This is a genomic window from Streptomyces anulatus, from assembly GCF_000721175.1.
In the GTDB taxonomy this organism is placed as follows: Bacteria; Actinomycetota; Actinomycetes; order Streptomycetales; family Streptomycetaceae; genus Streptomyces; species Streptomyces anulatus_C.
This window is the reverse complement of record NZ_JOEZ01000031.1, coordinates 43110-68147: the sequence shown is the minus strand read 5'-3', so window position 1 is coordinate 68147 and position 25038 is coordinate 43110. Positions and strand designations below refer to the sequence as shown.

The 25038-nt window shown below is 71.9% G+C and carries 24 protein-coding genes and 2 pseudogenes; 16 read left to right on the top strand and 10 right to left on the bottom strand.

What is annotated here, in order from left to right; translation table 11 throughout:
* Positions 1 to 276: 276 nt before the first annotated feature.
* Entirely contained in the window at positions 277 to 1374 is a 1098-nt protein-coding gene (locus IG90_RS0130355; protein WP_233436120.1) for a DUF4190 domain-containing protein, read from the top strand.
* A gap of 156 nt (positions 1375 to 1530) precedes the next feature.
* Entirely contained in the window at positions 1531 to 4752 is a 3222-nt protein-coding gene (locus IG90_RS0130350; protein ID WP_030591541.1) for a tetratricopeptide repeat protein, read from the top strand.
* Positions 4753 to 4962: 210 nt separating this feature from the next.
* Here IG90_RS0130350 and IG90_RS0130345 read toward each other — a convergent pair whose 3' ends face one another.
* Together IG90_RS0130345 and mca are read right to left on the bottom strand one after the other, a co-directional pair.
* Entirely contained in the window at positions 4963 to 5199 is a 237-nt protein-coding gene (locus tag IG90_RS0130345) for a hypothetical protein (RefSeq protein WP_030591539.1), read from the bottom strand.
* Between the two features lies 1 nt (position 5200).
* Positions 5201 to 6082, bottom strand: a complete 882-nt coding sequence (gene mca, locus IG90_RS0130340; RefSeq protein WP_078585469.1) for a mycothiol conjugate amidase Mca — start codon at positions 6080 to 6082, stop codon at positions 5201 to 5203.
* 191 nt (positions 6083 to 6273) lie between these two features.
* On the opposite strand from mca, the gene IG90_RS0130335 reads away from it, so the two are divergent.
* Positions 6274 to 6690, top strand: a complete 417-nt coding sequence (locus IG90_RS0130335) for a DUF4307 domain-containing protein (RefSeq protein WP_030591536.1) — start codon at positions 6274 to 6276, stop codon at positions 6688 to 6690.
* Between the two features lie 184 nt (positions 6691 to 6874).
* On the top strand, positions 6875 to 7372 hold the full coding sequence (greA, locus tag IG90_RS0130330) for a transcription elongation factor GreA (RefSeq protein ID WP_030591535.1): 498 nt from the start codon (positions 6875 to 6877) through the stop codon (positions 7370 to 7372).
* Between the two features lie 197 nt (positions 7373 to 7569).
* Here greA and IG90_RS0130325 read toward each other — a convergent pair whose 3' ends face one another.
* Both IG90_RS0130325 and IG90_RS0130320 read right to left on the bottom strand, forming a co-directional pair.
* Complete coding sequence (locus tag IG90_RS0130325; RefSeq protein WP_030591534.1) at positions 7570 to 8433, bottom strand: ABC transporter permease; 864 nt, start codon at positions 8431 to 8433, stop codon at positions 7570 to 7572.
* Entirely contained in the window at positions 8430 to 9452 is a 1023-nt protein-coding gene (locus IG90_RS0130320; RefSeq protein ID WP_030591532.1) for a daunorubicin resistance protein DrrA family ABC transporter ATP-binding protein, read from the bottom strand. The genes IG90_RS0130325 and IG90_RS0130320 overlap by 4 nt, the downstream gene beginning before the upstream one ends.
* A 351-nt stretch (positions 9453 to 9803) precedes the next feature.
* Between IG90_RS0130320 and IG90_RS0130315 the strand changes: the two genes are divergently transcribed.
* On the top strand, positions 9804 to 10643 hold the full coding sequence (locus IG90_RS0130315; RefSeq protein WP_030591530.1) for an IS5 family transposase: 840 nt from the start codon (positions 9804 to 9806) through the stop codon (positions 10641 to 10643).
* Between the two features lie 36 nt (positions 10644 to 10679).
* Here the strand turns inward: IG90_RS0130315 and ilvA are convergent, their stop codons facing one another.
* The gene (gene ilvA / locus IG90_RS0130310; RefSeq protein ID WP_030591528.1) at positions 10680 to 11909 is read right to left on the bottom strand and encodes a threonine ammonia-lyase; all 1230 of its coding nucleotides are present in this window, start codon (positions 11907 to 11909) and stop codon (positions 10680 to 10682) included.
* 158 nt (positions 11910 to 12067) lie between these two features.
* Here ilvA and IG90_RS0130305 point away from each other — a divergent pair, with 158 nt between their 5' ends.
* The 4 genes from IG90_RS0130305 to IG90_RS0130290 all read left to right on the top strand — a co-directional run bounded on the left by IG90_RS0130305 (position 12068) and on the right by IG90_RS0130290 (position 13723).
* Positions 12068 to 12598 carry a MarR family winged helix-turn-helix transcriptional regulator gene (locus tag IG90_RS0130305; RefSeq protein WP_030591525.1) on the top strand — a complete coding sequence of 177 codons (531 nt, stop codon included), beginning with the start codon at positions 12068 to 12070 and terminating at the stop codon, positions 12596 to 12598.
* 74 nt (positions 12599 to 12672) lie between these two features.
* On the top strand, positions 12673 to 13206 hold the full coding sequence (locus IG90_RS0130300; protein WP_033894785.1) for a sigma factor-like helix-turn-helix DNA-binding protein: 534 nt from the start codon (positions 12673 to 12675) through the stop codon (positions 13204 to 13206).
* Positions 13203 to 13460 carry a hypothetical protein gene (locus tag IG90_RS45320; RefSeq protein ID WP_030591519.1) on the top strand — a complete coding sequence of 86 codons (258 nt, stop codon included), beginning with the start codon at positions 13203 to 13205 and terminating at the stop codon, positions 13458 to 13460. Before IG90_RS0130300 ends, IG90_RS45320 begins: the two co-directional genes overlap by 4 nt.
* Before the next feature lie 71 nt (positions 13461 to 13531).
* Positions 13532 to 13723 (top strand): DUF1059 domain-containing protein, encoded by a 192-nt coding sequence (locus IG90_RS0130290; RefSeq protein ID WP_030591515.1) that lies wholly within the window; start codon positions 13532 to 13534, stop codon positions 13721 to 13723.
* 66 nt (positions 13724 to 13789) lie between these two features.
* Here the strand turns inward: IG90_RS0130290 and IG90_RS0130285 are convergent, their stop codons facing one another.
* A complete protein-coding gene (locus IG90_RS0130285) occupies positions 13790 to 14935 on the bottom strand; it encodes a cystathionine gamma-synthase (protein WP_030591512.1) in 1146 nt (381 codons plus the stop codon).
* Between the two features lie 66 nt (positions 14936 to 15001).
* On the opposite strand from IG90_RS0130285, the gene IG90_RS0130280 reads away from it, so the two are divergent.
* On the top strand, positions 15002 to 16105 hold the full coding sequence (locus tag IG90_RS0130280) for a hypothetical protein (RefSeq protein WP_030591508.1): 1104 nt from the start codon (positions 15002 to 15004) through the stop codon (positions 16103 to 16105).
* A gap of 70 nt (positions 16106 to 16175) precedes the next feature.
* Here the strand turns inward: IG90_RS0130280 and IG90_RS39895 are convergent.
* A pseudogene (locus IG90_RS39895) lies at positions 16176 to 17380 on the bottom strand (MFS transporter).
* A 100-nt stretch (positions 17381 to 17480) separates the two neighbouring features.
* On the opposite strand from IG90_RS39895, the gene IG90_RS0130270 reads away from it, so the two are divergent.
* The 3 genes from IG90_RS0130270 to IG90_RS44445 all read left to right on the top strand — a co-directional run bounded on the left by IG90_RS0130270 (position 17481) and on the right by IG90_RS44445 (position 20171).
* Positions 17481 to 18407, top strand: a complete 927-nt coding sequence (locus tag IG90_RS0130270) for a LysR family transcriptional regulator (RefSeq protein WP_030591505.1) — start codon at positions 17481 to 17483, stop codon at positions 18405 to 18407.
* A gap of 118 nt (positions 18408 to 18525) precedes the next feature.
* Positions 18526 to 19191, top strand: a complete 666-nt coding sequence (gene msrA / locus IG90_RS0130265) for a peptide-methionine (S)-S-oxide reductase MsrA (protein WP_030591502.1) — start codon at positions 18526 to 18528, stop codon at positions 19189 to 19191.
* Between the two features lie 119 nt (positions 19192 to 19310).
* Positions 19311 to 20171 carry an SAVMC3_10250 family protein gene (locus tag IG90_RS44445; RefSeq protein WP_124264659.1) on the top strand — a complete coding sequence of 287 codons (861 nt, stop codon included), beginning with the start codon at positions 19311 to 19313 and terminating at the stop codon, positions 20169 to 20171.
* 154 nt (positions 20172 to 20325) lie between these two features.
* Here IG90_RS44445 and IG90_RS0130255 read toward each other — a convergent pair whose 3' ends face one another.
* Positions 20326 to 21810, bottom strand: coding sequence for a recombinase family protein (locus tag IG90_RS0130255; protein WP_051860315.1), 1485 nt, complete (start codon positions 21808 to 21810; stop codon positions 20326 to 20328).
* Positions 21811 to 21853: 43 nt separating this feature from the next.
* Between IG90_RS0130255 and IG90_RS42635 the strand changes: the two are divergent.
* Positions 21854 to 21949 (top strand): annotated as a pseudogene (locus IG90_RS42635) (peptide-methionine (S)-S-oxide reductase MsrA); the annotation flags it as partial.
* 74 nt (positions 21950 to 22023) lie between these two features.
* Here the strand turns inward: IG90_RS42635 and IG90_RS0130250 are convergent.
* Complete coding sequence (locus IG90_RS0130250) at positions 22024 to 22743, bottom strand: TetR/AcrR family transcriptional regulator (RefSeq protein WP_030591496.1); 720 nt, start codon at positions 22741 to 22743, stop codon at positions 22024 to 22026.
* A gap of 105 nt (positions 22744 to 22848) precedes the next feature.
* Here IG90_RS0130250 and IG90_RS0130245 point away from each other — a divergent pair, with 105 nt between their 5' ends.
* Positions 22849 to 23763, top strand: coding sequence for an alpha/beta fold hydrolase (locus tag IG90_RS0130245; protein ID WP_030591494.1), 915 nt, complete (start codon positions 22849 to 22851; stop codon positions 23761 to 23763).
* 151 nt (positions 23764 to 23914) lie between these two features.
* On the opposite strand, the gene IG90_RS0130240 is transcribed toward IG90_RS0130245, so the two are convergent.
* A complete protein-coding gene (locus IG90_RS0130240; RefSeq protein WP_209443582.1) occupies positions 23915 to 24364 on the bottom strand; it encodes a helix-turn-helix domain-containing protein in 450 nt (149 codons plus the stop codon).
* A gap of 259 nt (positions 24365 to 24623) precedes the next feature.
* On the opposite strand from IG90_RS0130240, the gene IG90_RS0130235 reads away from it, so the two are divergent.
* On the top strand, positions 24624 to 25031 hold the full coding sequence (locus IG90_RS0130235; protein ID WP_030591488.1) for a YrdB family protein: 408 nt from the start codon (positions 24624 to 24626) through the stop codon (positions 25029 to 25031).
* Positions 25032 to 25038: the final 7 nt, after the last annotated feature.

Below are 25038 nucleotides of genomic sequence, written 5' to 3'. Positions count from 1 at the left end.
CGTGCTGGAGGAGGTACGGGGAGGTGGTCTGCGCAAGTCGGTTGGCCATGGGCCCAATCCTCGCGCACCCTCCCCCACGACACCCGCGCGCCACGGGGCAGGGCGTGAACGGGCAGGTGGCGAGGGTGGGCGGACACGGGCGCGCAGGTGCCCGGTGCTACCGTTCCGGCACCCCGGCCCCACACGGATCCCTGCGCTGCCTACCGGACGAAAGGGCACAGGACCATGACCGTGCCGCCGCCTTCCTCCTTGCCCTCCGGACCTTCCGGACCCTCCGTGCCGTCCGCGCCCGGCCCGCACGGGCCGCCGCCCTGCCCGCCGGTGTCCCCGCCTCCGCTCAGCGGCCTCGCCGTCGCCTCGCTCGTGCTGTCGTTGCTCGTCTGCCTCGCGCCACTGGGACTGGTCCTCGGCATCGTCGCGCTGGTGCGGATCCCCCGCACCGGCCGCCGCGGCAAGGGGCTCGCGATTGCCGGAACGGCCGTCGGTGGGGCGGTGGTCATCCTGACCGCCCTGCTGCTGGTGATCGGCGGGGCGCGGTTCACCGCGTGGACGGAGGAGGGCGAGAGCCTCTTCGGCCCCCAGGAGCCGAAGGCGGGAACGCTGTTCGACCTGAAGGCCGGGGACTGCTTCGCACCGGCGGGCGGGCTGTTCTCCGCCCAGGAGAGCGAGGACGAGCGGATGACGGACCCGTCCGTCGAGATCGTGCCGTGCGACGGACCGCATCCGGCCGAGGTGTACGGAACGTTCCGGCTGAAGGGCGACCATGCCATCTCCGACCCCGCTGCCATCGCCGCGCAGGCCTTCGAGGGCTGCGTGCCACTGCTCCACGGCTTCGCGCCGGACACCTGGACCCTGCCGGCCGTCGAATTCTCCTTCTACTACCCGGAGTCGGTCAGCGCGACCGGCGGGGACCGGACCGTGCGGTGCTGGCTGGGCGCGGAGGCCGGTCTGCCGGAGGCTTCCTTGCGGCAGGACCCCGGCACATGGGACGCCGGTCAACTGGCGTACCTGAAGGCGATGCGGCCCTCGGCCGAGGCCTGGTTCAGCGTCCCCGAGCAGGTGGACACCGACCTCGCCGCGGCCACGGCGTGGGCCGACCGGATGGCGGAAGGCGGGGCCGAGTCGGCGAAGCTGCTGCGCGCGGTCGACGGCCTCCCGGCGCGGGCACGCGGCCCGGTCACCGCGCTCGCGAACCGGCTCGACGCCCTCTCCGGCATCCACCGGTCCGCATCGAGGGCCCCCACCCTGGCGGAGTTCGGCAAGCGCTGGGACTACAACGGCGACGAGGACGAGTCCGCGGAGGAGTGGGAGGCCCGGCTCGTTCTGGGGCTGCCGGTGGAGGACGAGGAGGAGGACGGCGGGGAGCAGCAGTGAGCCGTCCGCCTACGGCTTGACCCTCCCCTTGCCCTGCGCCCCTCGCGCCGGAGCGCGCCACGCAGGACACTTGACCCCGACGCTGGATATCCGACGCTTGGTATCCGACGCTCCGGAACCCGAGGTCCGGAGCGCGGCACTCGGAGGGGGACACATATGCGGGACAGCCATCGGGCGGAAGCCGAGAGGCTGTTGGTGCGCGCCGTGGAGGAGGAGACGCGGCGCACCGGCGGACGGACCGATGCCGGTGCGCTGATGTCGCGGGCGCGGGCCGCGCTCGACACCATGGCCGCCAGCGCGGGCGAGGAGTACGCCGCGTACACGCAGGCGCTGGACTCGGTGGCGGTGTCGCAGCGCCCGCTCTCGGAGCGGTTCAGCAGAGCGACGCTCGGAACGCCCATGCTGGTGACGGGAGTTGCCGCGGCCGCCGCGTTCGGCGCGGACCTGGCGCTCGGCGCGGACACCGGCCTGGCCCTCGGCGCGGGCGCGGCCGTCGCGGTGGCCGGCACGGCGACGACCGTGGCGAAGGCGACCGCCTCGCACTGGCCCGCCGCGCACCGCCGCGCCGGAGCCGCCGGACAGCCGGGCGGGGCCGAGCAGTTGCGGCTCCAGTGGCTGACCGCCCTGGAGGTACGGGGCATCCGCCCGTACCTGGACCAGCAGCGCATGCTGACCCCGGCCCCCCGCACTCCGAAGAAGCAGGCCACTTCGGCGGTACGGCAGTTGCGCGGCGGCGACCGCAGCGCGGCGGCCCGCACCCGGGTGGTGCTGGAGCAGTCGTTCGGCCATCTCCCGCAGGCCGAGGGGCCGTTCAGCGGGCGGCGGGCCGAGCTGGCGCAGATCGCCCAGTGGGTGCACGCGGCCCGCGCCTCCACGCGGACCCGGCCGACCGTCGTGGTGCTGCACGGCGAGCCGGGGTCGGGACGGACCGCGCTCGCGGTGCGGGCCGCCCATGCGCTCAAGGACCAGTTCCGGGGCGCGTGCGTGGTCGATCTGCGCGGCCAGGTGGCCGGGGAGAGCCCGCTGCCGACCCGGGACGCCCTGCTGCATCTGCTGAACCGGCTGGGCGCACCGCGCGAGCAGTTGCTGTTCCGTGAAGGCGCTTCGGCGGAGCAGCAGGTGCGGCGGCTCGGCGAGCTGTACCACCAGCACCTCAACGGGACACCGGTCACCATCGTGCTCGATGACGCGACGGATGCCGGTCAGGTGCGGACGCTGGTGCCGGAGCGCTCGGACAGCCTGGTGATCGTCACCGCCCGTGAGCCGCTGGAGCTGCCCGGGGACCTGCCGGCCTGGGTGCACCAGCTGCCGGTCGGCCCGCTGGACGCGGCCGGCGCGGAGGAGCTGCTGCGCGAGGTCGCCGAGGAAGAGGAGGCCGGACCGTACGACTACCCGTCCACGGACGCCGTGGTGGAGCTGTGCGGCGGGCTCCCGCTGGCACTGCGGGTGGCCGGTTCCGCGCTCGGGGCCCGTAGCCGGCACACGCTGGCGGAGGATCTGGGCGCGTACGGGCCGGTGGCCCCGGTGGAGCGGGCCCTGTGGCTGCGCTACACGGACCAGAGCGAGCAGGCCCGGCGGTTGCTGCGGCGGCTCGCGCTGGCGGGCCGGGCGAGCCTCGGGGCGGCAGCGGCGGCCTCGCTGCTCTCGGCGGACGAGCAGGAGGCGGAGCGGCTGCTCACCGTGCTGGCGCGGGCCGGGCTGCTCACCCGCGTACGGGGATCGCGCTACCGGCTGCACGACCTGGTGCGGGCCTTCGCGCTGGCCCGGCTGCTGGACGAGGAGGAGCCGGCCGAGCGGACGGCGGCGCAGGAGCGGCTGCTGACGAACTACGCGGAGCTGGCCGACGCGGTGATCCGGATGGTCGACGGGAAGATGTCGACCCGCGCCGGGCAGTTCGGCTCGCACGGCTTCGGTTCGCTGGACTCGGCGCTGCGCTGGCTGGACGACGAGTCGAGCTTCATCACGGCGGCGCTGCGGCACGCGGAGGGCGTCGACCAGGGCACGGTGCTGCATCTGCTGGGCGCGCTGTGCGACTACTGCCTGCTGCGCGGCGACCTGTACCGCCTGGGCGAGATCAGCGAGCTCACTCAGGCCGTGGACCACGGTCTGCTGGAGCGGTCGGTGCAGTGGCGTACGGGCATCGCGGCCCGGCAGCTCGGCGAGCTGGACAAGGCGCGCACCACCCTGTCCTCGGTCGTCGGCCTTTACCACGAGGCGCAGAACGACGCGGGCGAGGCACTGGCCCTCTGCTCTCTCGGCATCACCCTGCACCACCAGGGCAATCTGACCGAGGCGGCGGCCCGGCTCGGCGAGGCGCTGGCCCTGCAGTCCTCCGAGGCTCAGGCCGAGGACCGGGCCTGGACCCTGCACGCCCTGGCCGCCGTGGAGCGGGACCGGGGCGATCTGGCGAAGGCGCTCACGCTGCTGGACGACGCGCTGCGCCTGCACCGGGAGGGCGAGTCGCTGCACGGCGAGGCCTGGACGCAGTTCCAGCTGGGGCAGGTGCGGCTGCGGACGGGCGAGGTGGCGGCGGCCGAGGAGGCGTTGAGCACCGCCCTGGAGCTGTACGGACGCACCCGCGACGGACGCGGTGAGGCGTGGGCGATCACCCAGCTGGCCCGGGCCCGGCTGCTGGACGGCGATCCGGCGGCCGCGCTGGAGCAGTTGCGCGATGCGCTGGCCCGGCACCGGGACAACGAGGACGCGCGCGGTGAGGCGTGGACCCTGTACTACCTGGGTCAGGCGCTGGAGGAGGACGGGGACACCGATCAGGCGGTGCGCGAGCTGGAGCGGTCCCGCACGATGTTCTCCCGGATGCGGGACGTGTACGGGCTGGCGTGCGCCCGACACCATTCGGGCCGGGTGACCCGGGACCAGCGGGCCGCGCAGACGGGCAACCTGCGCAATTCGGGGTTCGCCCGGCAGCTGCTGATGGACGCGCGGGCCGATTTCCGGCGGATCAAGGTGCCGTACGGCCAGGCGTGGGCGTGCGTGGAGCTGGCGTTGATCGACGCGGGCAACGGGCGGGCGCCGCAGGCGCTGGAGCTGTGCGGTGAGGCGGCGGAGCTGTTCGCCTCGTACGGGGACGCGCGGGGTGGCGACTGGGCCAGGTTCCTGCGCTGCACGCTGCTGCCGTACGCCTCGCCCGGGGGCATCGAGGTGGGCACGGCGGTCGCCCAGCAGGAGCTGGCCGAGCTGATGGAGGCCCGGCACCCGGCGCGGGACGGCAAGCTGGAGCAGTCCGCGGCGGCGTTCGCTGTGGCCCTGGAGCGGGGCGTGGACCTGGAGGACGGCTGGCAGGCGTGGCGGCTCGGCCTGACCCCGACCCGCACCGCCGGCCAGATCATGGGCGTGCCGACGGAGCCGGCCCGGCCGTGACGACGATGACGGGACGGCCGTGACCGGGCGGGCGGCGGAGACCGGCGCCCGTACCCGGACGCGCCGTACCCGCACGCGCCGTACCCGTACTCGCCGTACGCGTACGGGATGAGGAGTGCGCCGGCACGGGGCCCGTACCCGTACGGGGTGAGGGGCGTCCGGCACCGGGCCGGACGCCCTCCTTTGACGCGCGCGGTTCCCGGCGCGGGGTTACTTCCGGGGGGAGGACGCCCCGTCGCCGACCGGTTCGGCGGCCGCCGCCGGGTCGGGGGCCTCCTCGAAGTTCACCCGGCCCATGTGCCGGTTCATCGACTTCATCAGCGCCCACACGCCGACGGCGAGCGCCGCGAAGACGAGGAAGCCGAGGACGCCGGGGGTCACCTTGTTCTTGTCGAGCTCTTCGGCGGCGAGCGGGACGAGGTGCGTCAGTGCCTGGGTCGCGTACATATCAGGCATTGTCGCGGATGCCCGCGAAGAGGTCGCTCTCGGGGAGGGAGGTATCGACCAGGGACTTCGCCAGCTCGTACTCCTCGGTCGGCCAGACCTCGCGCTGGATGTCCATCGGAACCCGGAACCAGCCGCCCTCCGGGTCGATCTGCGTGGCGTGCGCGATGAGCGCCTTGTCGCGGATCTCGTAGAACTCGCCGCAGGGAACGTGCGTGGTCAGCGTGCGCTCCACGCGCTCGAACTCCCCCCAGCGCTCCAGCCACTCGCCGTACGGGGACTCCAGGCCCCGGGCGAGCAGCGCCTCGTGCAGGGCGACGGTGCGCGGCCGGTTGAAGCCCTGGTTGTAGTAGAGCTTCCGCGGCGTCCAGACCGGGCCGAACTCGTCCTCGGGGAACCGCTCCGCGTCGGCCGCACCGTCGAACGCGATCATCGAGATCGTGTGCGTCATGATGTGGTCGGGGTGCGGGTAGCCACCGTTCTCGTCGTACGTGGTGATGACTTGCGGCCGGAACGCGCGGATCTTCGCCACCAGGCGCCCCGCGGCGGTCTCGGGGTCCTCCAGGGCGAAGCAGCCCTCGGGCAGCGGCGGCAGCGGGTCGCCCTCGGGCAGCCCCGAGTCGACGAAGCCGAGCCACTCCTGCTGGACGCCCAGGATCTCGCGGGCCTCGTCCATCTCCTTCTTGCGTACCTCGTGGATGTTCCGCTCGATGTACGCGTCGCCCTGGAGCTTCGGGTTGAGGATGGAGCCGCGCTCGCCTCCCGTGCAGGTCACGACCAGCACGTCCACCCCCTCGGACACGTACTTGGCCATGGTGGCCGCGCCCTTGCTCGACTCGTCGTCGGGGTGGGCGTGAACGGCCATCAGTCGCAGCTGCTCAGTCAAAGCTCGATCCTCAGTCATTGGTCGCTCTGGTCGATCATGGGTCGATGGGTCGATCCGGTCTCTGTCTCATCAGAGGTGCCGGCCCGCGCGACACCGGTGTGGGGCGCGGTCGGGTGGCGGGCGGGCGGCTTCTATAGTGACTGAACGAGGGGCTGGAAAATTCCTCGATGCCCGGCCCGGAGGGAACGATCATGACGGCGGTTCGTGAGGCTGCGCCCGAGGGGCGGTACGGCCGGACCGAGGATCAGCGTGCGGACCGCAAGCTGAAGATCGTCGGATCGGTCCTGGGCGTCGCCCTGCTCGGCGTGATCGGCTGGATCGGTTTCGACTATGTGGGCGGCCAGGGCATCAGCGCCGAGATGATCAAGTTCAAGGTCGTCTCCGACACCCGGGCCGACGTCCACCTGGAGGTCCGCAAGGACCGCGACGGCCACGGCTACTGCCTGGTGCGGGCACTCAGCGAGGACGGCTCCGAGGTGGGCCGCAAGGAGGTCCGGTTCGACCGGGCCGAGGACCGGATCGACGAGGTCGTGAAGGTGGTCACCCGGTCCAGGGCGACCGCGGTCGAGCCGATGGGCTGCACCGCCGACGACGGGCCGACCGGCTGATCGGAACCGCACCCCTTGTGACCTGCGACGATACGGGTCACAGCGGCCGGTTCGGGCGTGTGACGCTTTACCTTCTCCCCCTTTTCCTGCGGAATTGTTAGGCTCGTGGTTTCGCCCACCCGGAGAAGCACATGCTTCCGGGTAGGGCGATGCTTTGTATTCCCAGCACCGACGAGGAGCACCTGTGACCCAGACCAGCGAAAACGTCACCTGGCTCACGCAGGAGGCTTACAACCAGCTGAAGGCCGAGCTGGAGCACCTGTCTGGGCCCGCCCGCACGGAGATCGCCGTCAAGATCGCGGCGGCCCGTGAGGAGGGTGACCTCCGGGAGAACGGCGGGTACCACGCGGCCAAGGAGGAGCAGGGCAAGATGGAGCTGCGGGTGCGCCAGCTGACGCAGCTCCTGGAGCACGCGAAGGTCGGCGAGGCGCCGGCCGACGACGGCGTGGTCGAGCCCGGCATGGTCGTCACGATCGCCTTCGACGGCGACGAGGACGACACGCTGACCTTCCTGCTCGCCTCCCGCGAATACGCCAGCGGGGACATCGAGACGTACTCCCCGCAGTCCCCGCTCGGCCTCGGCGTGAACGGCAAGCGGACCGGTGACGACGCGGAGTACGAGCTGCCGAACGGCAAGACCGCGACGGTGAGGATCCTGGCGGCGAAGCCCTACTCCGGCTGACCCGGCCCACCGCGACGGAACGACACGGGAGCCCCGGCCTCATGGAAGGCCGGGGCTCCCGTGCGTCGTCTCCCGCGCCCGCGCGCGGGGGCGTCGTGCGGCGCCCACCGACACCCCGGCGTCCGCCTGAAGAGACTCGCGACGCGGCCGGTGCTCACCGCTCCGCTCGCTCTCCCCGGAGCGGACGGGAGCAGGCGTCAGACGGCGGCCGAGCGGTACTTGCGGACCGCGAGGGTGCGGAAGACCACGATGATCAGCACGGACCAGATGATCGAGGCGATAATCGGGTGCTCCATCGGCCAGGCCCCGGTGACGGACTCCGGCACGCCCGGCATCGTGTTCCCGAAGAGCTGACGGGCCCCCGCCACCGTGGCACTGAACGGGTTCCACTCGGCGACGTACTGGAGGAACGTCGGCATGCCGGTGACCGGCACGAAGGCGTTCGAGATGAACGTCAGCGGGAACAGCCAGATCAGCCCGCCGGAGGTCGCCGCCTCCGGGGTGCGCACGGAGAGACCGATCAGGGCCCCGATCCAGGAGAACGCGTAGCCGAGCAGAAGCAGCAGCAGGAAGCCGCAGAGCACCTTGCCGATGTTCTCGTGGGTGCGCCAGCCGACGATCAGCGCCACTCCCGCGAGCACGACGAGCGTGAGCGTGGTCTGTACGAGGTCGGCGAGCGTCCGTCCGGTGAGGACCGCGCCCCGGGCCATCGGCAGCGACCGGAAGCGGTCGATGAGCCCCTTGTGCATGTCGTCGGCGATGCCCGCGCCGGCGCCCGCGGTGGCGAAGGTGACGGTCTGGGCGAAGATGCCCGCCATCAGGAACTCCTTGTACAGCTGCGGATCGGTGGAGCCGCCGATGCTGATCGAGCCGCCGAAGACGTAGGTGAACAGCACCACGAACATGATCGGCTGGATCAGTCCGAAGATCACCATCTCGGGGATCCGGGTCATCCGGATCAGATTCCGCTTGGCGACGACGAGGGAGTCCTTCACGGACTGGGTGACGCCCCCGGAGGGACGGGGCACCAGCGCGGGGGTGTCCTTGGCGATCGCGCTCACTGGTTGTCCTCCTTGCTCCGGGAGTCGCGGGACCGTTCCGCCCGGGCCCCGGCGGACTCCTCGTCCTCCTGCTCGGGGGCCTCGGCGGCATGGCCGGTGAGCGAGAGGAAGACGTCGTCCAGGGTGGGCCTGCGCAGGGCGATGTCGTCGATCTCCACACCCTGGGCGTCCAGGTCCCGGATGATCTCGGCCAGCAGCTTGGCCCCGCCGCTCACCGGGACGGTCAGCTTGCGGGAGAGCTGGGTCACGGTGACCTCGCCCTCGCCGAGGGCGGTCAGCACGGTCCGGGCGCGCCCGATCTCGTCCGGGCGGTGCACGACGACCTCGACGCGCTCGCCGCCGGTGCGGGCCTTGAGCTCGTCGGAGGTGCCGCGGGCGATGACCTTGCCGTGGTCGATGACGCAGATGTCGTGGGCGAGACGGTCGGCCTCCTCCAGGTACTGCGTGGTCAGCAGCAGGGTCGTGCCGCCCGCCACCAGGTCCTCGATCACGTCCCAGAGCTGCTGCCGGTTGCGCGGGTCGAGCCCGGTCGTCGGCTCGTCCATGAACATCACGGGCGGGGAGACGACGAGCGCCGCGGCGAGGTCGAGCCGCCGGCGCATACCGCCGGAGTACGTCTTGGCGGTGCGGTCGGCGGCGTCGCCGAGGTTGAACCGGTCCAGCAGGACGCCCGCGCGGGCCTTCGCGTCCCGGGCGCTCAGTTGGTAGAGCTGCCCGACCATCTGGAGGTTCTCCCGGCCGGTCAGATACTCGTCGACCGCGGCGAACTGCCCGGAGAGCCCGATCGAGCGGCGTACCTCGTTGGGCTTCCTCAGCACGTCGATCCCGGCCACGACCGCCGTGCCGCTGTCCGGGCGCAGCAGCGTGGTCAGCACCCGTACGGCGGTGGTCTTGCCCGCACCGTTGGGCCCGAGCAGTCCGAGGACGGTGCCCTCGGGGACGTCGAGATCGACGCCGTCCAGGGCTCGTACGTCGCCGAAGGTCTTCACCAGACCTTCGGCATGGATCGCACCTGGCATGGAGAGTCTCCCCCGTCACTCGTGGATCACCGCACCCGTACGGGCTCACTCAGTGATCCTAGGATTCACGGGGCTTCACCGCGCGGCCAATGACGAGATCCGGCCAATCGGTGCGAAGCGGGCCCTCAGAGGGCGTTTACGTAGACTTATTCCCGAATACGTCTTCTGTTTCTACACCCTTTTGAGAGCTTTCATCTGCTAGATGATGAATGCCCTCCCTCTGGTCACAAGTCCGAGTGTCCGCCTCATCCGCTTTCACCTTCGGAAGTCCGTCTGGTTTGAAAATGATGCAGAACCGCCCGGTAGCCAGCGGAACCGAATCCTCCGGCACGCTCGTGCTCGCGTTGGGCGGTGAGCGAGCGGAAGCCATACCCCAGCGACCTGTCCGACGCCCGATGGGCCTTGATCGAGCCGACGCTGACGGCCTGGAGAAAGGCCCGGCTCGACCGCAGACCGACCGGCCAGCCGGCCAAGGTCGATTTACGCGACGTGTTCAACGCGCTCCTCTACGTCAACCGCACGGGAATCCCCTGGAAATACCTCCCGCACGACTTCCCGAACCACGGCACCGTCTACGCCTACTACGCCGCGTGGCGTGACGAGGGAATCTTCGCCCAGATCAATTACGACCTCACCGGCCTGGCCCGGGTGAAGGAGGGGCGCAAGCCCGAGGCGACCGCCTCCGTGATCGACACCCAGAGCGTGAAGACCTCCACCAACGTGCCCCTGACCAGCCAGGGAACGGACGCCGCCAAGAAGATCGTCGGCCGGAAACGAGGCATCCTCACCGACACGCTCGGGCTCCTCCTCGTCGCGATCGTCACCGCAGCGAGCCTCTCCGAAAACGCCGTGGGAAAACAACTCCTTGACCAGGCCAAGGAAACGTATCCGACCATCACGAAAAGCTGGGTCGACACCGGCTTCAAGAACGCCGTGGTCGAGCACGGAGCACAGCTCGGAATCGACGTTGAAGTCGTCAACAGAAACCCCGGAGTTCGCGGTTTTCACGTCGTGAAAAGACGCTGGGTGGTGGAGCGGAGTATCGGCTGGATAATGATGCACCGCCGGCTCGCCCGCGACTACGAGACTCTCGCCGCCAGCTCCGAAGCCATGATCCACCTCGCCTCGATCGACAACCTCGCCAAGCGCATAACGGACGAGACCACACCAACCTGGCGAGGAACCTACTAGGCCATAAGCGGCAATCCGTCCACGCTAAACGCCCTCTCAGCCCAGCACCCGGTAGCCCGCCGCGCGCAGCGCCGCCTCGACCTCCGCGCAGTGCTGCGGACCCTTCGTCTCCAGATGCAGGTCGACCTCCGCCTCGGTCAGCCCGAGGCGCGGGTCGGTGCGCACATGGCTGATGTCGAGGACGTTGGCGTCGGCCACGGTCAGTGCGGCCAACAGGGTGGCCAGCGCCCCCGGGCGGTCGGTGAGCCGCAGCCGCAGGCTCAGGTAGCGGCCCGCCGCGGACATCCCGTGCCGCAGGATGCGCTGCATCAGCAGCGGGTCGACGTTGCCGCCGGACAGCACGGCCACCACCGGCCCCCGGAACGCCTTCGGGTCGCTGAGCAGCGCGGCCACCGGGCTGGCCCCGGCCGGCTCGACGACCAGCTTGGCCCGCTCCAGGCAGAGCAGCAGCGCACTGGACAGCTCGTCCTCGGTGACCGTACGGACCTCGTCGACCAGCTCCTCGACCAGCCGATACGGTACGTCGCCGGGGCGGCCCACCTTGATGCCGTCGGCCATCGTGGCCGGGGAGTCGAGCGAGACGGGGTGCCCGGCGGCCAGGGAGGGCGGGTAGCAGGCGGCGCCCTCGGCCTGGACGCCGACGATCCGGACGTCGGGGCGCAGGGCCTTCACCGCGACGGCGACGCCCGCGGCGAACCCGCCGCCGCCGAGGCCGAGGACGATCGTGCGGACCTCCGGGCACTGCTCCAGGATCTCCAGCCCGACGGTGCCCTGGCCCGCGATGATGTCGGGGTGATCGAAGGGGTGGATGAACACCGCGCCGGTCTCCTGCGCGTGCTCCTGCGCGGCGGCGAGGGTCTCGTCGACGACCTGGCCGTGCAGCCGCACCTCTGCCCCGTACTCCCGGGTCGCGGCGACCTTGGGCAGGGGCGCCCCGACGGGCATGAAGACCGTGGAGCGTACGCCGAGGAGCGAGGAGGCGAGCGCGACGCCCTGGGCGTGGTTCCCGGCGCTGGCGGCGACGACCCCGGCCGCCCGCTCCACCGGGGTGAGGCCGGAGATCCGGACGTAGGCGCCGCGCAGTTTGAAGGAGCCGGTGCGCTGGAGGTTCTCGCACTTGAGGTGGACCGGGGCGCCGACCAGCTCCGTGAGGTGCCGGCTGCCCTCCAAAGCGGTCACCCTCGCCACCCCGGACAGCATTTTCTGCGCGCCCCGGACGTCGTCGAGGATCAGGGCCGGGTGGGAGGCGGTCGCGCGGAAGCTCATGTCCGCAAGTCTTGCAGCTCGGACAGCGGGCGGCAGACTTGTCTCATGGCGGCCTGCGGTGGTGTCCGCAGGTTTGTGCGGCACTGGTACGCGTTGCCCCGGGGCCGCGTACTCTGTCCCCCACCCATCCGACACCGCACTGAAGAGAGCCCCCGGCCATGCCCCCTCAGGACATGACGACTGCTGCGTCTCCTTCCGGGGGCGCCGCCCCCGAACACCCGGGCCCCGACCGCCTGCTGGACTCGCTCCAGCACCAGGTGGCGGTCTTCGCCCGCCGTGCCGAGCAGACCCGCCTCGGCGGTGTCGGCCAGGTCCGCAACTCGATGGACCGGGCGGCGTACCTGCTGCTGAACCGGCTGGACCGGGAAGGTCCGATGGGCGTCAAGGCGCTGGCGGCCGGGATGGGCATCGACTCCTCGACGGTGACGCGGCAGGTCGCGCCGCTCGTCGACACCGGTCTGGTCAAGCGCACCTCGCATCCGGAGGACGGCCGGGCCGTGGTGCTCCAGCTCTCGCCGCGCGGGCAGGCCCGGCTGGACGAGGTCCGCGCCTCGCGGCGCGAGCTGATGTCCCAGGTGACGGACGGTTGGTCGGAGGAGGAGCGGGACGTCTTCTGCACCCTGCTCACCCGTTTCAACGGATCGCTGGCCGCCCGCCAGGCCGCGCACCAGCCGCCGCAGTCCGACTGACGGCGGCCCCTCCCCTTCACCGGGCGCGTCCGGACTCTTGACCGGGGCGGTGCGCCGGGGCTCGTATGTGGTCCATGGCTGAGCGGGCGACCCGTCGGGACCGGCTCCGCGCCCTGGAGTTCGAGGACTTCGTGGCGGGCGCGGGCGGACGCCTGCTGCACACGGCGACGCTGCTCACCGGCGAACCGTCGCAGCCGCCGGGCGCGTACGCGCGGGCCGAGCGGCTGCTGCACGCGGCGCTCTCCCGTACGTACGCCGACTGGGACCGGCTGCGCGGCGGCGACCCCTACGACCGGGCCCGCCGGGAGCTGGCCCTCCGGTTCGCCCGGGAGGCCCGGCGCCACCAGCGGCCGCGTGGCGGTCTGCTGGACCGGCTGACGCCCATCGAGCGGCTCGTCCTCGTCCTGCGGATGTACGAGGAGGCCGGCGAGGAGCAGACGGCGGCGCTGCTCGGGCTGCCGGCCGACCGGATCCGCGCGGTGTGCGCCCGCGCGGTGGCGACGCTGCGTACGGCCGGGGCGGGGCGCGGGACCGCCGGTCCTGGGCGGGGGCCCTCGCACGGTACGGCCGGGCCGCGGCCGGCCCCGGACTCCCGGGCGGCACCGTGAGCGCCGGCCGCCGGGACCCGCGCGAGGAGCAGGTCCGCCGGATGCTCGACGGCCCGCACCCGGCCCTGCCGCCCGACCTGGCCGCGCGGGCGGTCCGGCACGGCGGGCGCCGTATGCGGCTGCGCCGGGCGGCGCACCGGACGGCGGGCTGGCTGCTGGCCCTGGCGCTGGTGGCGTTCCTTCTCTGGGCGGGGATCGAGCAGCCGTGGGCGACCGAGCCCGCCCAGGTCACTCCGCCGTTGGAGGACCGGTGAGCCGTTGGGGTCCCGGCGCGGGAGGCCTACGCTGGAGGAGTCGGTCGTCCCAAGGAGCCGAGGAGGCCGTGATGACCAGGAAGGTCGCGGACTGCCGCAAGTATCCGAGCGAGATGAACTGCTCCCTCACCATCACCGGTGAGGAGGACGAGGTCGTCCGGGCCGCGAGCGAACACGCCGCTTCGGTCCACGGGCACGAGGACGGGCCCGAACTGCGCGAGCAGGTCAGAGGCATGCTGGAGGACGAGAGGGTGAGCGTCTGAACGCGCCGAGGGGCGCCCGCCGGTTCCGGCGGGCGCCCCTCGCGTTCACGTGTCCGGCCCCTGGGATCAGCCCAGCGCCTGGGTGAGGTCGGCGAGCAGGTCGTCGCCGTTCTCGATGCCGACGGAGAGCCGGACCAGGTCGCCGGGGACCTCCAGCAGGGAGCCCGCGACGGAGGCGTGCGTCATCCGCCCCGGGTGCTCGATCAGCGACTCCACGCCGCCGAGGGACTCGCCCAGCGTGAAGAGCTTCGCCCGGTTGCAGACCTCGACCGCCGCTTCCTCGCCGCCCGCGACGCGGAAGGACACCATGCCGCCGAAGGCCCTCATCTGCTTGGCGGCGACCTCGTGGCCCGGGTGCCCGGGCAGGCCCGGGTAGAGGACCTGGGAGACCTTGGGGTGCCGGGTCAGCAGGTCGGCGGCCTTGGTGGCGTTCTCGGTGTGCCGGTCCATGCGGACGGCGAGGGTCTTGATGCCGCGCAGCACGAGCCAGGCGTCGAAGGGCCCGGCGACCGCGCCCATGGCGTTCTGGTGGAACGCCAGCTCCTCGGCCAGCTCCGGGTCGCTGACGACGAGCGCGCCGCCGACGACGTCGGAGTGGCCGCCCATGTACTTGGTCGTGGAGTGCACGACGACGTCCGCGCCGAGCGCGAGGGGCTGCTGGAGGTAGGGCGAGGCGAAGGTGTTGTCGACGACGAGGCGGGCCCCGGCCTGCCGGGCGACCTGGGCCACTGCGGCGATGTCGGTGATGCCGAGCAGCGGGTTGGACGGGGTCTCCACCCAGACCGCCTTGGTGCGCGGGGTGATCGCGGCCCGTACGGACGCCACGTCCGAGGTGTCGGCCACGGAGAACTCCACGCCCCACCGCGAGGCCACCTTCGCGAACAGCCGGAACGTGCCGCCGTAGGCGTCGTTCGGGATGACCACGTGGTCGCCTGGGGTCAGCAGCGTACGCAGGAGGCAGTCCTCGGCGGCGAGGCCGGAGGCGAAGGCGAGACCGCGGCGGCCGCCTTCGAGGGCCGCGAGGTTCTCCTCGAGGGCGGTGCGGGTCGGGTTGGCGCTGCGGCTGTACTCGTAGCCGCCGCGCAGTCCGCCCACGCCGTCCTGCTTGTACGTGGACACCTGGTAGATCGGCGGAACCACCGCGCCGGTGAGGGGGTCGGCGGTGTTCCCCGCGTGGATGGCGAGGGTTTCGAAGCTGTGCTGGTCGCTCATGGGGCCGAGCGTAGTTCGTGAAGAGGGCCCTTACCGGCCACTCGCCGCTCCGGGGACAATGGGTCCATGGAGATTCTGTTGTTCCTGCTCGCGATGTGCATGCTCGCGGCGGTCGTCGGCCCGTTCGTGATGCGCCGCCGCGGCGGTATCCGCCAGGTCGCCCCGGGTTCGCCCGACGCGGCCGACCCCGACACGTACGGCTTCGCCCGCCAGGAGGAGCTGGACGTCCGGATGCCGGGCCCGGACCAGGACCTCCTGGACGTCCTCGACGTCGTCCAGGGCACCCAGGACTGGCGGGCGGCCGCCCAGCTGCTGGCCGGGACGCCGAAGGAGGGCGAGGTGCGCTGGCAGCGGATCCAGGCCTTCGCCGGTGCGGCCTCGCTGGAGCTGGCGCAGCGGCCCGGGGTGGGCGGCGCGTGGCTGCGGACCTGGCGCGCGGAGTCCCCGAAGGACGCGGGCGGTGCGGCGGTGCACGCGGAGTTCCTGGTGCAGCAGGCGTGGCGCTCCTCGGCGGCGGGCAGCGACGACTTCCGGATCATCCTGGAGGAGGCCCGTACGGTCTGCGGCGAGGCGGCCCTGCTCGCGCCGGGCGACCCCGTGCCGTACATCGTGGAGCTGGCGGTGGCCCGGGGTCTGAACTACACCCCGGAGCAGTTCGACCAGCTCTGGGCGAAGATCATCGACCGGGCCCCGGCCCACATGGGCGCGCACATCGCCGCGCTGCACTTCCACTGCGAGAAGTGGCACGGCTCGCGCGCCGACGCCGACCGTTTCGCCACGGCCGCCGCCGCTCGCGCCCCGCGGGGTTCGCTGCTGGCGGCGCTACCGCTGTTCGCGGTGTACGAGCACCTGCCGGAGGTCAACCTGGTGCAGGGCTTCTACCGCGGCCAGGTGGTCACCAAGGCGGTCGAGGGCGCGATGTTCGCGGTGCACGCGGCACGTGCGGACGACCCGATGCTGGCCCATGTCCGCCATCTGCTGGTGCTGTTCCTGGTCCACATGGAGCGCTGGTCGGAGGCGATGCACCAGCTGGTCCGGGTGGACGGTCATGTGGGCGCGCTGCCGTGGACGACGGACCCGGACCCGGCCGCGCAGTACACGGTCTACCGGGCGCTGGCGGTCGCGGGGTACGAGGCGAACGGCGGCAGCCCGGCGACGCTGCCGCACTGATCTCCGTACGGGGGTCTCCGTACGGGGGTCTCCGTACGGGGGTCTCCGCACAGGGGTCCCCGTACGGGGGTCAGGCCCTGGCGGGTGCGGGGGCCCGGCCGGCCGCGGTGGTCACCAGCGCACCCGCCACGAGCGCCGCGCCCGTCCCCATGACGGCCGTGACCCCGATGCCGTCCGCCACCAGACCGCCGGCCAGCGCCCCGAGCGCGATGGCCCCGTTGAACACCCCGACGAACAGCGAGGAGGCGGCCTCGCGGGCGTCGGGGGCGGCGAGCAGCACCCAGGTCTGCGTGCTCACCGACACGCCGCCGTAGCCGAGGCCCCAGACGGCCATCAGGACGGCCGCGAGGGCGGGGGAACCGCCCAGCCAGGGCAGAGCGGCCACGGTGAGCGCCAGGACCGTGCCGATCGCCAGCAGCGTCGCGCGCGGCGAGCGGGCCGCCCCGGCCCCGGCGAGGAAGTTCCCGGCCACGCCGGCGATGCCGTACACCAGGAGCAGGGTGCCGATCGTGCCCGCGCCGACGCCGGAGACGTCCTCCAGGACCGGTCTGATGTACGTGTACGCGGCGAAGTGCCCGGTGACGAGGAAGCCGACGACGAGGAGTCCCGTACGCAGCCGGGGGTCGCGGGTCAGCCGCAGCACACCGCCGAGCGGAACCGTGCGCTCCGCGGGCAGCCGGGGCAGCAGGAGCGCCACCGCGACCAGCACCACGGCTCCGAGCCCGGCGGCCGCCAGGAACGCGGCGCGCCAGCCCGCGAGGGCGCCCAGGTACGTACCGGCGGGGACGCCCAGGACGGATGCCACGGCGATGCCCCGAAGACCAGGGAGGTGGCGGCGCCGACGGACTTCGCGGGGACCAGGCGCACCGCCAGCCCCGCCGCGACGGCCCAGACGCCGCCCATGCCGACGCCGACCAGGACGCGGGCGACGACCATGGTCCCGAAGTCGGGCGCCCAGGCCGCCCCGAGGTTGCCGACGACCAGCACGGCGACCAGCGCGCACAGGGCCGTACGCCGGTCGGCGCGGCCCAGGAGCGGGACGAGGGCCGGGGCGGAGAGCGCCGCGACGAGGCCGGTGATGGTCAGCGTCAGACCGGCCACGCCCTCCGGGACGCCGAGTGAGCGGCCCATCGGTGTGAGCAGCCCGACGGGCAGCATCTCGGAGGTGACCACGGTGAAGGTGCCGAGCGCGAGGGCCGCCACTCCCCACCAGCCGCTGCGCGAGGGCGTCGGGCGGGCGGGCCTGGCGCCTGAGGATTCCTGAACCTGCGTCATGTCCCCAGCCAATCGAGGCCGGAGGCCGGGAACAACGGCCGGACTCTCATCCTTCTATGACCTGAGCTAATGGATCCGGACCGGCGAAGGCGGGGAACAGGTGAGCAATCCGGGGATCCGGGAACTGGAGGCCTTCCTCGCGCTGGCCGAGGAGCTCCACTTCGGCCGGGCCGGGGAGCGCCTCTACCTCTCGCAGAGCCGGATCAGCCAGCTGCTGCGGGCCCTGGAGAGCAGGATCGGCGGGCGGCTGGTCGAACGGACGAGCCGCCGGGTCCGGCTCACCCCGCTCGGCGAACAGTTCCATGCCGGGCTGCGGCCGGCCTTCGACGCGATCGTCGCGACGATCGACGAGGTACGGGACGCGGCGAGGGGCGTCGGCGGGCTGTTCCGCGTCGGCTTCCAGGGGACGGCGAACGACCCGTTCATGCGGGCGGTCACGGCCTTCCGGGACGGGCACCCCGACTGTGCCGCCGAGATCGTGGAGATCCCGCTCTCCGACCCGTTCGGCGCGGTGCACCGTGGGGAGGTGGACGCGGCGGTGGTGCTGATGCCGGTCCGGGACGAGGAGTTGGTGCTCGGCCCGGTCTTCTCCGCCCGGCCGCTGACCCTCGCCGTCTCCGACCGGCACCCGTACGCGCGCCGCCCCGGCATCGGCGCCGAGGACCTGGCGGGCTGCCCGCTCATCGGCGTCCAGGGGGCGGCCCCGGAGTACTGGCGCCTGGCCCAGGCCCCCGCCGCCACACCCGGCGGCCGTGCGATCCCGGCCGGGCCCGCGGTGAGCAGTCTCCAGGAGGGCCTCGCCCTGGTGCGGGCGGACCGGGGCGCGATGCTGCTGTGCGACCCGACGGCCGACTACTACGGCAGCCACGCGGTGGCGTTCGTCCCGGTGACCGGCCTCCCGGACTCCTCGCTCGCGCTGGTGTGGCACCGGAACCACGAGACGGCCCGGACGCGGGGCTTCGCACGGGCACTGGCGGCGGTGACGGCGGGTACGGGTCCGGGTCCGGGTACGGCCACGAAGGGGTGAGCGAAGGGGCGTCGGAGGCGCGGGGAGAGCCGCCTTCCCCGAGCCCCCGCGCCCCGGAATCCCGGCGGCCGCTCCCTTGTTGTACGTACCGGACACCGACCCCCGGAGGAGCCCCCGCATGTTCCTGAACCACCGCACCCCCGAGCTCCCCACCCCGGAGCAGGCCCTGCGCGGCCGCCCCGTCCCCGAGTTCTCCGTCCCCTCCCGCCACACGGTCCTCGGCAACCCCCTGGTGGGCCCGTATCCGGAGGGCCTGGAGGTGGCGGACTTCGCGCTGGGCTGTTTCTGGGGCGCGGAGCGGAAGTTCTGGCAGACCGAGGGCGTCTGGACGACGCTCGTCGGCTACCAGGGCGGCTACACGGAGAACCCCACGTACGAGGAGGCCTGCTCGGGCCTGACCGGGCACACGGAGGCGGTACGCGTCGTCTTCGACCCGGCCGTCGTCACGTACGAGGAGCTGATGAAGCTCTTCTGGGAGTCGCACAACCCGACCCAGGGCTTCCGCCAGGGCAACGACGTGGGCACCCAGTACCGCTCCGCGGTCTACACCCACTCCCCCGCGCAGGCAGCGGCCGCCGACGCGTCCCGTGAGGCCTACCAGAAGGTCCTGACGGCCTCGGGCCACAAGGAGATCACCACGGAGATCCTCCCGGCCGAGGGCCGCCCGTTCTGGCCGGCGGAGGCGTACCACCAGCAGTACCTCGACCGCAACGTCAATGGCTACTGCGGCACCGGCGGGACGGGCGTTTCCTGCCCGATCGGCGTGGCCGCGGCCGAAGGCTGACAGCCCCATGATGCAGGCGGGCTCCCCGACGATTCGCCGTGACCGGTCGGTGGGTATTTGAGCTGTGTGGCTCACGGGGAGCCCGCTAAGCCAGTGGGGCATATATGCGGTTGAACAACATGATCTACTTCTCCCGGCGCAGGCTGGAAGCGTTCTTCCCTGAACGCCCACCACGCCGCCTGCCGACGATGAACGCAGAAGTAGATCTACAGGTTGCAACGGTGGCAGTCTCACCCGCGCCACCGCGGAATCCGACCGACACTGAGCTCCACAGGCTTCGCCAGGTGCGGCGGCAGCTTGAGCGTGAGGCAGCGCACTTCTACGCTCCGGAGCTCGCGACTGGCGAGTGGATCGTTTTCGACGTTGAGATGGGATGGAGCACATCCCACGGGGACAGCGATCTCCCCGACCTCGACGATGTTGTGCTCTTCTTCGGATCCTTGCGAAGTGAACGAAGTGCGGTTGGAACCCCGGTTGACCTGATGTTGTGCGGTTCCACGGAACACCTGCTCAAGAAGACCGCAACGGCAGGAAGAATGGGATCCGGTACCACGTGGTTGCATGAGCTGATCCTCAAGATCAACGATGCAGATGAACGTGGGCGGACAGACATCCCCGAAGCCCTGACCGCGGAAGCCCTGGCCGTGTCACGCGTCAATCGTCCTGAACAGGTGGCGCGGTGGGTGTTCAACGTGATTGAAGGCCACCATGCACCGCAGCATCGTGCGCGAGTACAGGGGTTGGCCCGGGTAGACCTCCACGTCCCGGAGTCGCAATTCCTCCCACGGCTCATCGTGGCAACCCCGCTGTACGTCCAGGACACCTCGAAGAAGCCAATGCGATGGCTCACACGACTACGTCTTCACCGTGACCTTCACCGTCGCCATCGCCGGTCCATCTGGCAGTGGCAGCCTGACCAGCCGCCACGCGATCGCAACAGGTACTACTACCCACCTGGGCACCCTGAAGCCCCAGAGTGACAGCCCGTCGCTACGAAGCACCGAAGTCGGGGGCGAATTTTCCTGTTGTGGAAAGGATCAGCTCTTGACCCCGCCGTGACCGGCTCGGAAGCATCGAACACGAGAGGCATACACCAGCCGGACGGCGGCGCCCCATTCTGTTTCCACCACCCCGTCAGTCCCGCCACTTCGGGACCAGCAGGTCAGGGTTGAACGGGCGCCGACCTCCGCCTCCCACCGGCAGCACGATCACCGCGTGCAGCGCTTCTCTGATCAGGGCACGCTTCTGCGCCAGGTCCAGCCTGCAGGTGGTCCAACGCTCGCGTACGTCGCCAGTGACTTCGGCGGCCCTCTGCCGTCTCAAGGCGTGACGTGACCTGTCCGCGCGGAGTTCCTTGACACGCGCTTCCATCTTCTGACTCTCGGGGAAGAACAGCTCATCCGAGACCTGGTCTTCCTGCCATGCCTGGAGCAACTTGCGCTGCTTGGCCATCAGACGGCCCAGCTCTTCCTCCCCTCCCCACAGCTCGTCGACGTGCGTCGACCTGGCCGCCCTCTCTTCCAACTTCGCGAGTACGGCCTCCGTGATGAATTCATCAATCTTGGCACCGTTCCGTCCGGTGCCCCCACACCCGCCCATTTCTTTACTGGGGCACTGATAGAGATATCCCCCGGAGAGGTCCGCTCGCGCGGCTGCCCGAAGGGGCGAATTGCAGATCTGCTCATCCTCGCGAGGCTTTCCGCATCGGAGGATTCCCGTCAGCAGGTACGAGGGGGTCCGGTAGTCCGTGACCGATCCGTCAGCCTTCATGTTGGGGCCGACGCGGGCAGAGAAGATGGCGTCGATGGCCATCCATTCCTTGGGAGTGATGGCGGGCTCCCAGAGACCCACTACGGGCACGCCGTTGGCGTCACGCACCAGCTCACCATTGTGCTTCCGCCAGCCACACAGTCGCGGGTTCCACAGTGCGAGCTTGAGCGAGCGGCTCGCCCATTCCTTGTCGTTGATTGTGCGGACGCCGGCCTCCCGCCACTCGCGGAGGATCGAGTGCAGGGACTTGCCCGCGATCACCTCGCGGGCGCCCTTCGCCAGCCACGCCGCTTCCTCGGGCTCCAGCCTGAGCTTGTCGTCCTGCCAGCCGAAGGGGCGCCTCCCGCCTACCGGGATGCCCAGCTCCGCGCGAGCGCGGTGTGAGCGGCGCGCCCGCCGCTGCATCTTGCGGACTTCCATCTTGGAGATGACGACGCCGAAGAGCCCCATGGACTCCACGTCCTCGCTGTAGAGGTTCTTCGCCCCTTTGGCGTCAGCGTAGAGCCGTCCTTCCTCGTACGTGAGCGCGTCCACGAACCGCTCATAGTCGCCCGCACGGCGCGTTAGCCGGTCGTCCGCGACCACGATGACGCCGCGCACGGGCTGCCCGTCCGGCATGTGGCCCGACTTGAGCGCCTTCACCATGGCCTCGAAGTCCGGTCGCACCACCGCCGCCTTGGCCGCCGACAGGTCGTTGTCGGTGTAGCGGTGCACGATTGTCCAGCCGAGACGGGCCGCCGTCTCGCCGTTCACCTTGTGCTGGTCCTCGACGCCGTGACCGTCCCTGGCCGTGTCGGCGGAGATACGCGCGTACGAGACAACCGGGATCACCTGTGCCGCTTCGTTCACTTCCCACCCCTTATTACGAAGAGTCACAAATTATACGCAAAGGGAAGCAACGTCCCAGCAGTATCTGGACAAGAACCCGGGCGGCTACTGCGGCACGGGCGTCTCCTGCCCGATCGGCGTGGTCCCGGTCGAGGGCTGATCCCGGGCCCCGGGGAGTGTCCGCAAAGTATCGTCGTCCGCCCTCCGGGCCAGACGAGACTTTGCGGACACGACCTACGGCTCCCCCTGGCCGAGCATCGCCGGAAGCAGTCGCCGCAGCAGCCGTACGAACAGGGCGTCCCGGTCGGCCGGGGGCGGTGCGCCCGCCGCGGTGAGGGCGGCGAGCAGGTGCGGGTGGCGGCCCTCTGCGGCGACCGCGGCCAGGTGGGCCGCCCGGGCGGTCGGGTCGCCGGTGGCCGGGTCGCCGGTGGACGTCGCGGCGGCCTCGCGGCGGGCGAAGAGAACCGCCAGGCCGCCGAGGAGGCCGACGGCCCCCAGCTTCTGCCCGGCGGTGCCCGGCGCGGGGGCCAGGATCCCGAGCGCGTGGTCGAGGTAGTCGATCGCGTGCGGGCCCAGCACCTCGCCGCGCCGGTCGTTCAGATCGGCGAGCCACGGGTGCCGGACGTGCGCGTCCCTGGACTGGAGGGCCAGTCCGACGAGATCGTCCAGCCAGTCGCCGCCGGTGGCCCCGGAGAGGTCCAGTTCGCCGGCGACCGCGTCCGCCATGAGGTCCAGCAGCTCGTCCCGGCTCCCCACGTAGCGGTAGAGCGAGGCCGGCCCCGTGCCCAGCCTCTGCGCGAGCGCGCGCATCGACACGGCCCCCAGGCCCTCCGCGTCGGCGAGGGCGAGGGCGGCCGTCGTGATCTGGGTGCGGCTCCGTTCGGGTGCGGGTCCGCGCGCGCCCCGCTCGGGGCGTGACCAGACGGTCGTCGGCCGGGTCTCGCGATCGGCCACGGTCCGCCACCTTCCCTTCAGGTCCCCGTCCGGGGTCCGGAACTGCCTGTAGTCTAATACTGCGAACACCGTTCGCAGTATTCTCGTCCATCGGAGGAGCCCGCCATGACCTGGACCGAACGACGCTTCGCCCGCAACGGTGCGGTCGAGCTCGCCCACGACCGGCTCCAGGAGGGCGCGGACGGCGAACCGCTGCTCCTGGTGATGGGGCTGGCGGTCTCCCGGCACTGGTGGCCCGGGGAGCTGTGCGCGGCCTTCGCCGACGCCGGGTTCGCCGTCGCCCGCTACGACCAGCGGGACGCGGGCGAGTCCACCCGGCTGCCCAAACGCACCGCCCGGGGCAACCCCTTCGCCGCCCTGGCCGCCGGCCGCGGTGCGGCCTACACCGCCGAGGACATGGCCGACGACGCCGTCGCCGTCATGGACGCGCTCGGCTGGGAGTCGGCCCACCTCTTCGGACACTCGCTGGGCGGCGTCGTCGCCCAGCGCGTCGCCCTGCGCCACCCGGGCCGGGTGCGCACGCTCACCTCGTCCGCCGCGCTCCCCAGCGATGTCGGCGGGCTGGGAGCCTTCCGCCATCTGCGGCTCGGCACGCTCGCGAAGTTCGCCCGCATCAAGCCCGCCCAGGACCGGGAGGAGCGGATCGCGACCGGGCTCGCGGTGGCGCGGCTCTGCGCGTCGCCCGGCTACCCGTTCGACGAGGCGGAGGCCCTGGAGCGGATCACCGCCGACGTGGACACCGGCATCGCCGACCCGGACGCCCAGTCCCGCCAGATCGGGGCGCCCTGGCACGGCCCGTCCCTGGCCGAACTGCGCGTCCCCGCGCTGGTGCTGCACGGCACGGACGACCCGCTGCTCAAGCCCTCCGCGGGCCGGGCCACCGCCGCGGCGATCCCCGACGCCCGGCTCGTCCTCCAGCCCGGCGTCGGCCACGACATCCCGCGCGAGCGGCACACCGCCGTCGCCGCCGAGGTACGGGCGCTCGCGGACCGGGCCGCCCGGGTCGACGGCCACACGTAACAGCCATCTCCCTGGTCAGGCGGCTTCGCGCAACACCCCTCGGGTCGGACGGCCGTACGCAACACCCCCGGGCCTCGGGTCAGACAGCTGTACGCAACACCCCCCGGGCCCTCGGGCAGGGCGTCCGCCCGCAACTCCCCTCCCCCTCGGGTCAGGCAGCCAGCAGCACGCCACCCATCGGGCCCGACGGGCGCATCGCGCCGACCGAACCCGCCGGACCTGTAGACCGCACGGACCGGTGGCCACCGACCGCACTCGACCCGAGCGAGCGCGGCCGGGAGCGGGCCGCGGCGAGGCTGACCAGCCGCTCCCCCGCCAGCGCCAGAACGTCGGCAAGGTTCAGGCCGAGCGCCTGGGCCGCGGCGGCCAGCACCTCGGAGGAGGCCTCCTTGAGGCCCCGCTCCACCTCGGAGAGATACGGCATGGAGATCCGGGCCGCCTCGGCGACGTCCTTCAAGGTCCGCCCCTGGGCCTGGCGTTCGCGGCGCAGCACCTCCCCGACGAGGTCACGCCAGAGCGGCTCCCGGGGCAGAGCCGGGGCCACCGCCGGGAGCGGGCGCAGAGGGATCACGTCGGCCTGGTTCGTCACTCGGATACTCACCGTCCCCAGCCTAGGAGCGCTGCGCCTCCCCCGCACCGGTCCGGCGTTGCGCTCCGGGCAGATCTGCTGATGGCGAAGTCGCGTGACAGCCCGCCGGCCCCGGGAGACGGCCGGTTTCGGGAGTCGGCCAGGTCCGGGATCGGCCGATTCCGGGAGACGGCCAGGTCCGGAGAGACGGCCGGTTCCAGGGAAACGGCCCGGTCCAGGGCACGGCCGCTATCGTCACGCCCGACAGCGACTTCTCCGTAGGGGGTCAGGGATGACACGAGAGCAGGCAGCAGGGCACACGGGGCACCATGATCCACAGGCGCTCCGGCAGCGTCCCTGGTTCGCCGTCAACGAAGTCCTCGCCTTCCTGTTGGAGCTCGTGGCGATCGGCTGCCTCGTCTGGTGGGGCTTCACCGCCGTGGACGGAGTCCTCGTACCGGTCCTGCTCGGCCTCGGGGTACCCGCGGCGGCCGTGACCCTGTGGGGGCTGTTCGCCGCGCCCCGCGCCCGGTTCAGGCCGCCGCTCGCGGGGGTGCTGGCGGTGAAGGCCCTGGTCCTCGGCGGCAGTGCTGCGGCGGTGTACGGAACGGGGCACCCGGTCGTGGCCGGGGTGTTCGCCGTCGTTCTGGCCCTGAACACCGGCTGCGCGGAGTACTACCGCCGTCGCCCGCCCACCTGAACGAGTC

Bases quoted from the DNA above. Each gene is read 5' to 3' on its own strand.
- IG90_RS0130320 (WP_030591532.1), bottom strand. From the start codon at position 9,452: ATGCCAGGTGCGATCCATGCCGAAGGTCTGGTGAAGACCTTCGGCGAC.
- IG90_RS0130235 (WP_030591488.1), top strand. From the start codon at position 24,624: ATGACACGAGAGCAGGCAGCAGGGCACACGGGGCACCATGATCCACAG.
- msrA (WP_030591502.1), top strand. From the start codon at position 18,526: ATGTTCCTGAACCACCGCACCCCCGAGCTCCCCACCCCGGAGCAGGCC.
- IG90_RS0130305 (WP_030591525.1), top strand. From the start codon at position 12,068: ATGCCCCCTCAGGACATGACGACTGCTGCGTCTCCTTCCGGGGGCGCC.
- IG90_RS0130285 (WP_030591512.1), bottom strand. From the start codon at position 14,935: ATGAGCGACCAGCACAGCTTCGAAACCCTCGCCATCCACGCGGGGAAC.
- IG90_RS0130350 (WP_030591541.1), top strand. From the start codon at position 1,531: ATGCGGGACAGCCATCGGGCGGAAGCCGAGAGGCTGTTGGTGCGCGCC.
- IG90_RS0130335 (WP_030591536.1), top strand. From the start codon at position 6,274: ATGACGGCGGTTCGTGAGGCTGCGCCCGAGGGGCGGTACGGCCGGACC.
- IG90_RS0130290 (WP_030591515.1), top strand. From the start codon at position 13,532: ATGACCAGGAAGGTCGCGGACTGCCGCAAGTATCCGAGCGAGATGAAC.
- IG90_RS44445 (WP_124264659.1), top strand. From the start codon at position 19,311: ATGATCTACTTCTCCCGGCGCAGGCTGGAAGCGTTCTTCCCTGAACGC.
- IG90_RS0130300 (WP_033894785.1), top strand. From the start codon at position 12,673: ATGGCTGAGCGGGCGACCCGTCGGGACCGGCTCCGCGCCCTGGAGTTC.
- ilvA (WP_030591528.1), bottom strand. From the start codon at position 11,909: ATGAGCTTCCGCGCGACCGCCTCCCACCCGGCCCTGATCCTCGACGAC.
- IG90_RS0130280 (WP_030591508.1), top strand. From the start codon at position 15,002: ATGGAGATTCTGTTGTTCCTGCTCGCGATGTGCATGCTCGCGGCGGTC.
- IG90_RS0130245 (WP_030591494.1), top strand. From the start codon at position 22,849: ATGACCTGGACCGAACGACGCTTCGCCCGCAACGGTGCGGTCGAGCTC.
- IG90_RS0130345 (WP_030591539.1), bottom strand. From the start codon at position 5,199: ATGTACGCGACCCAGGCACTGACGCACCTCGTCCCGCTCGCCGCCGAA.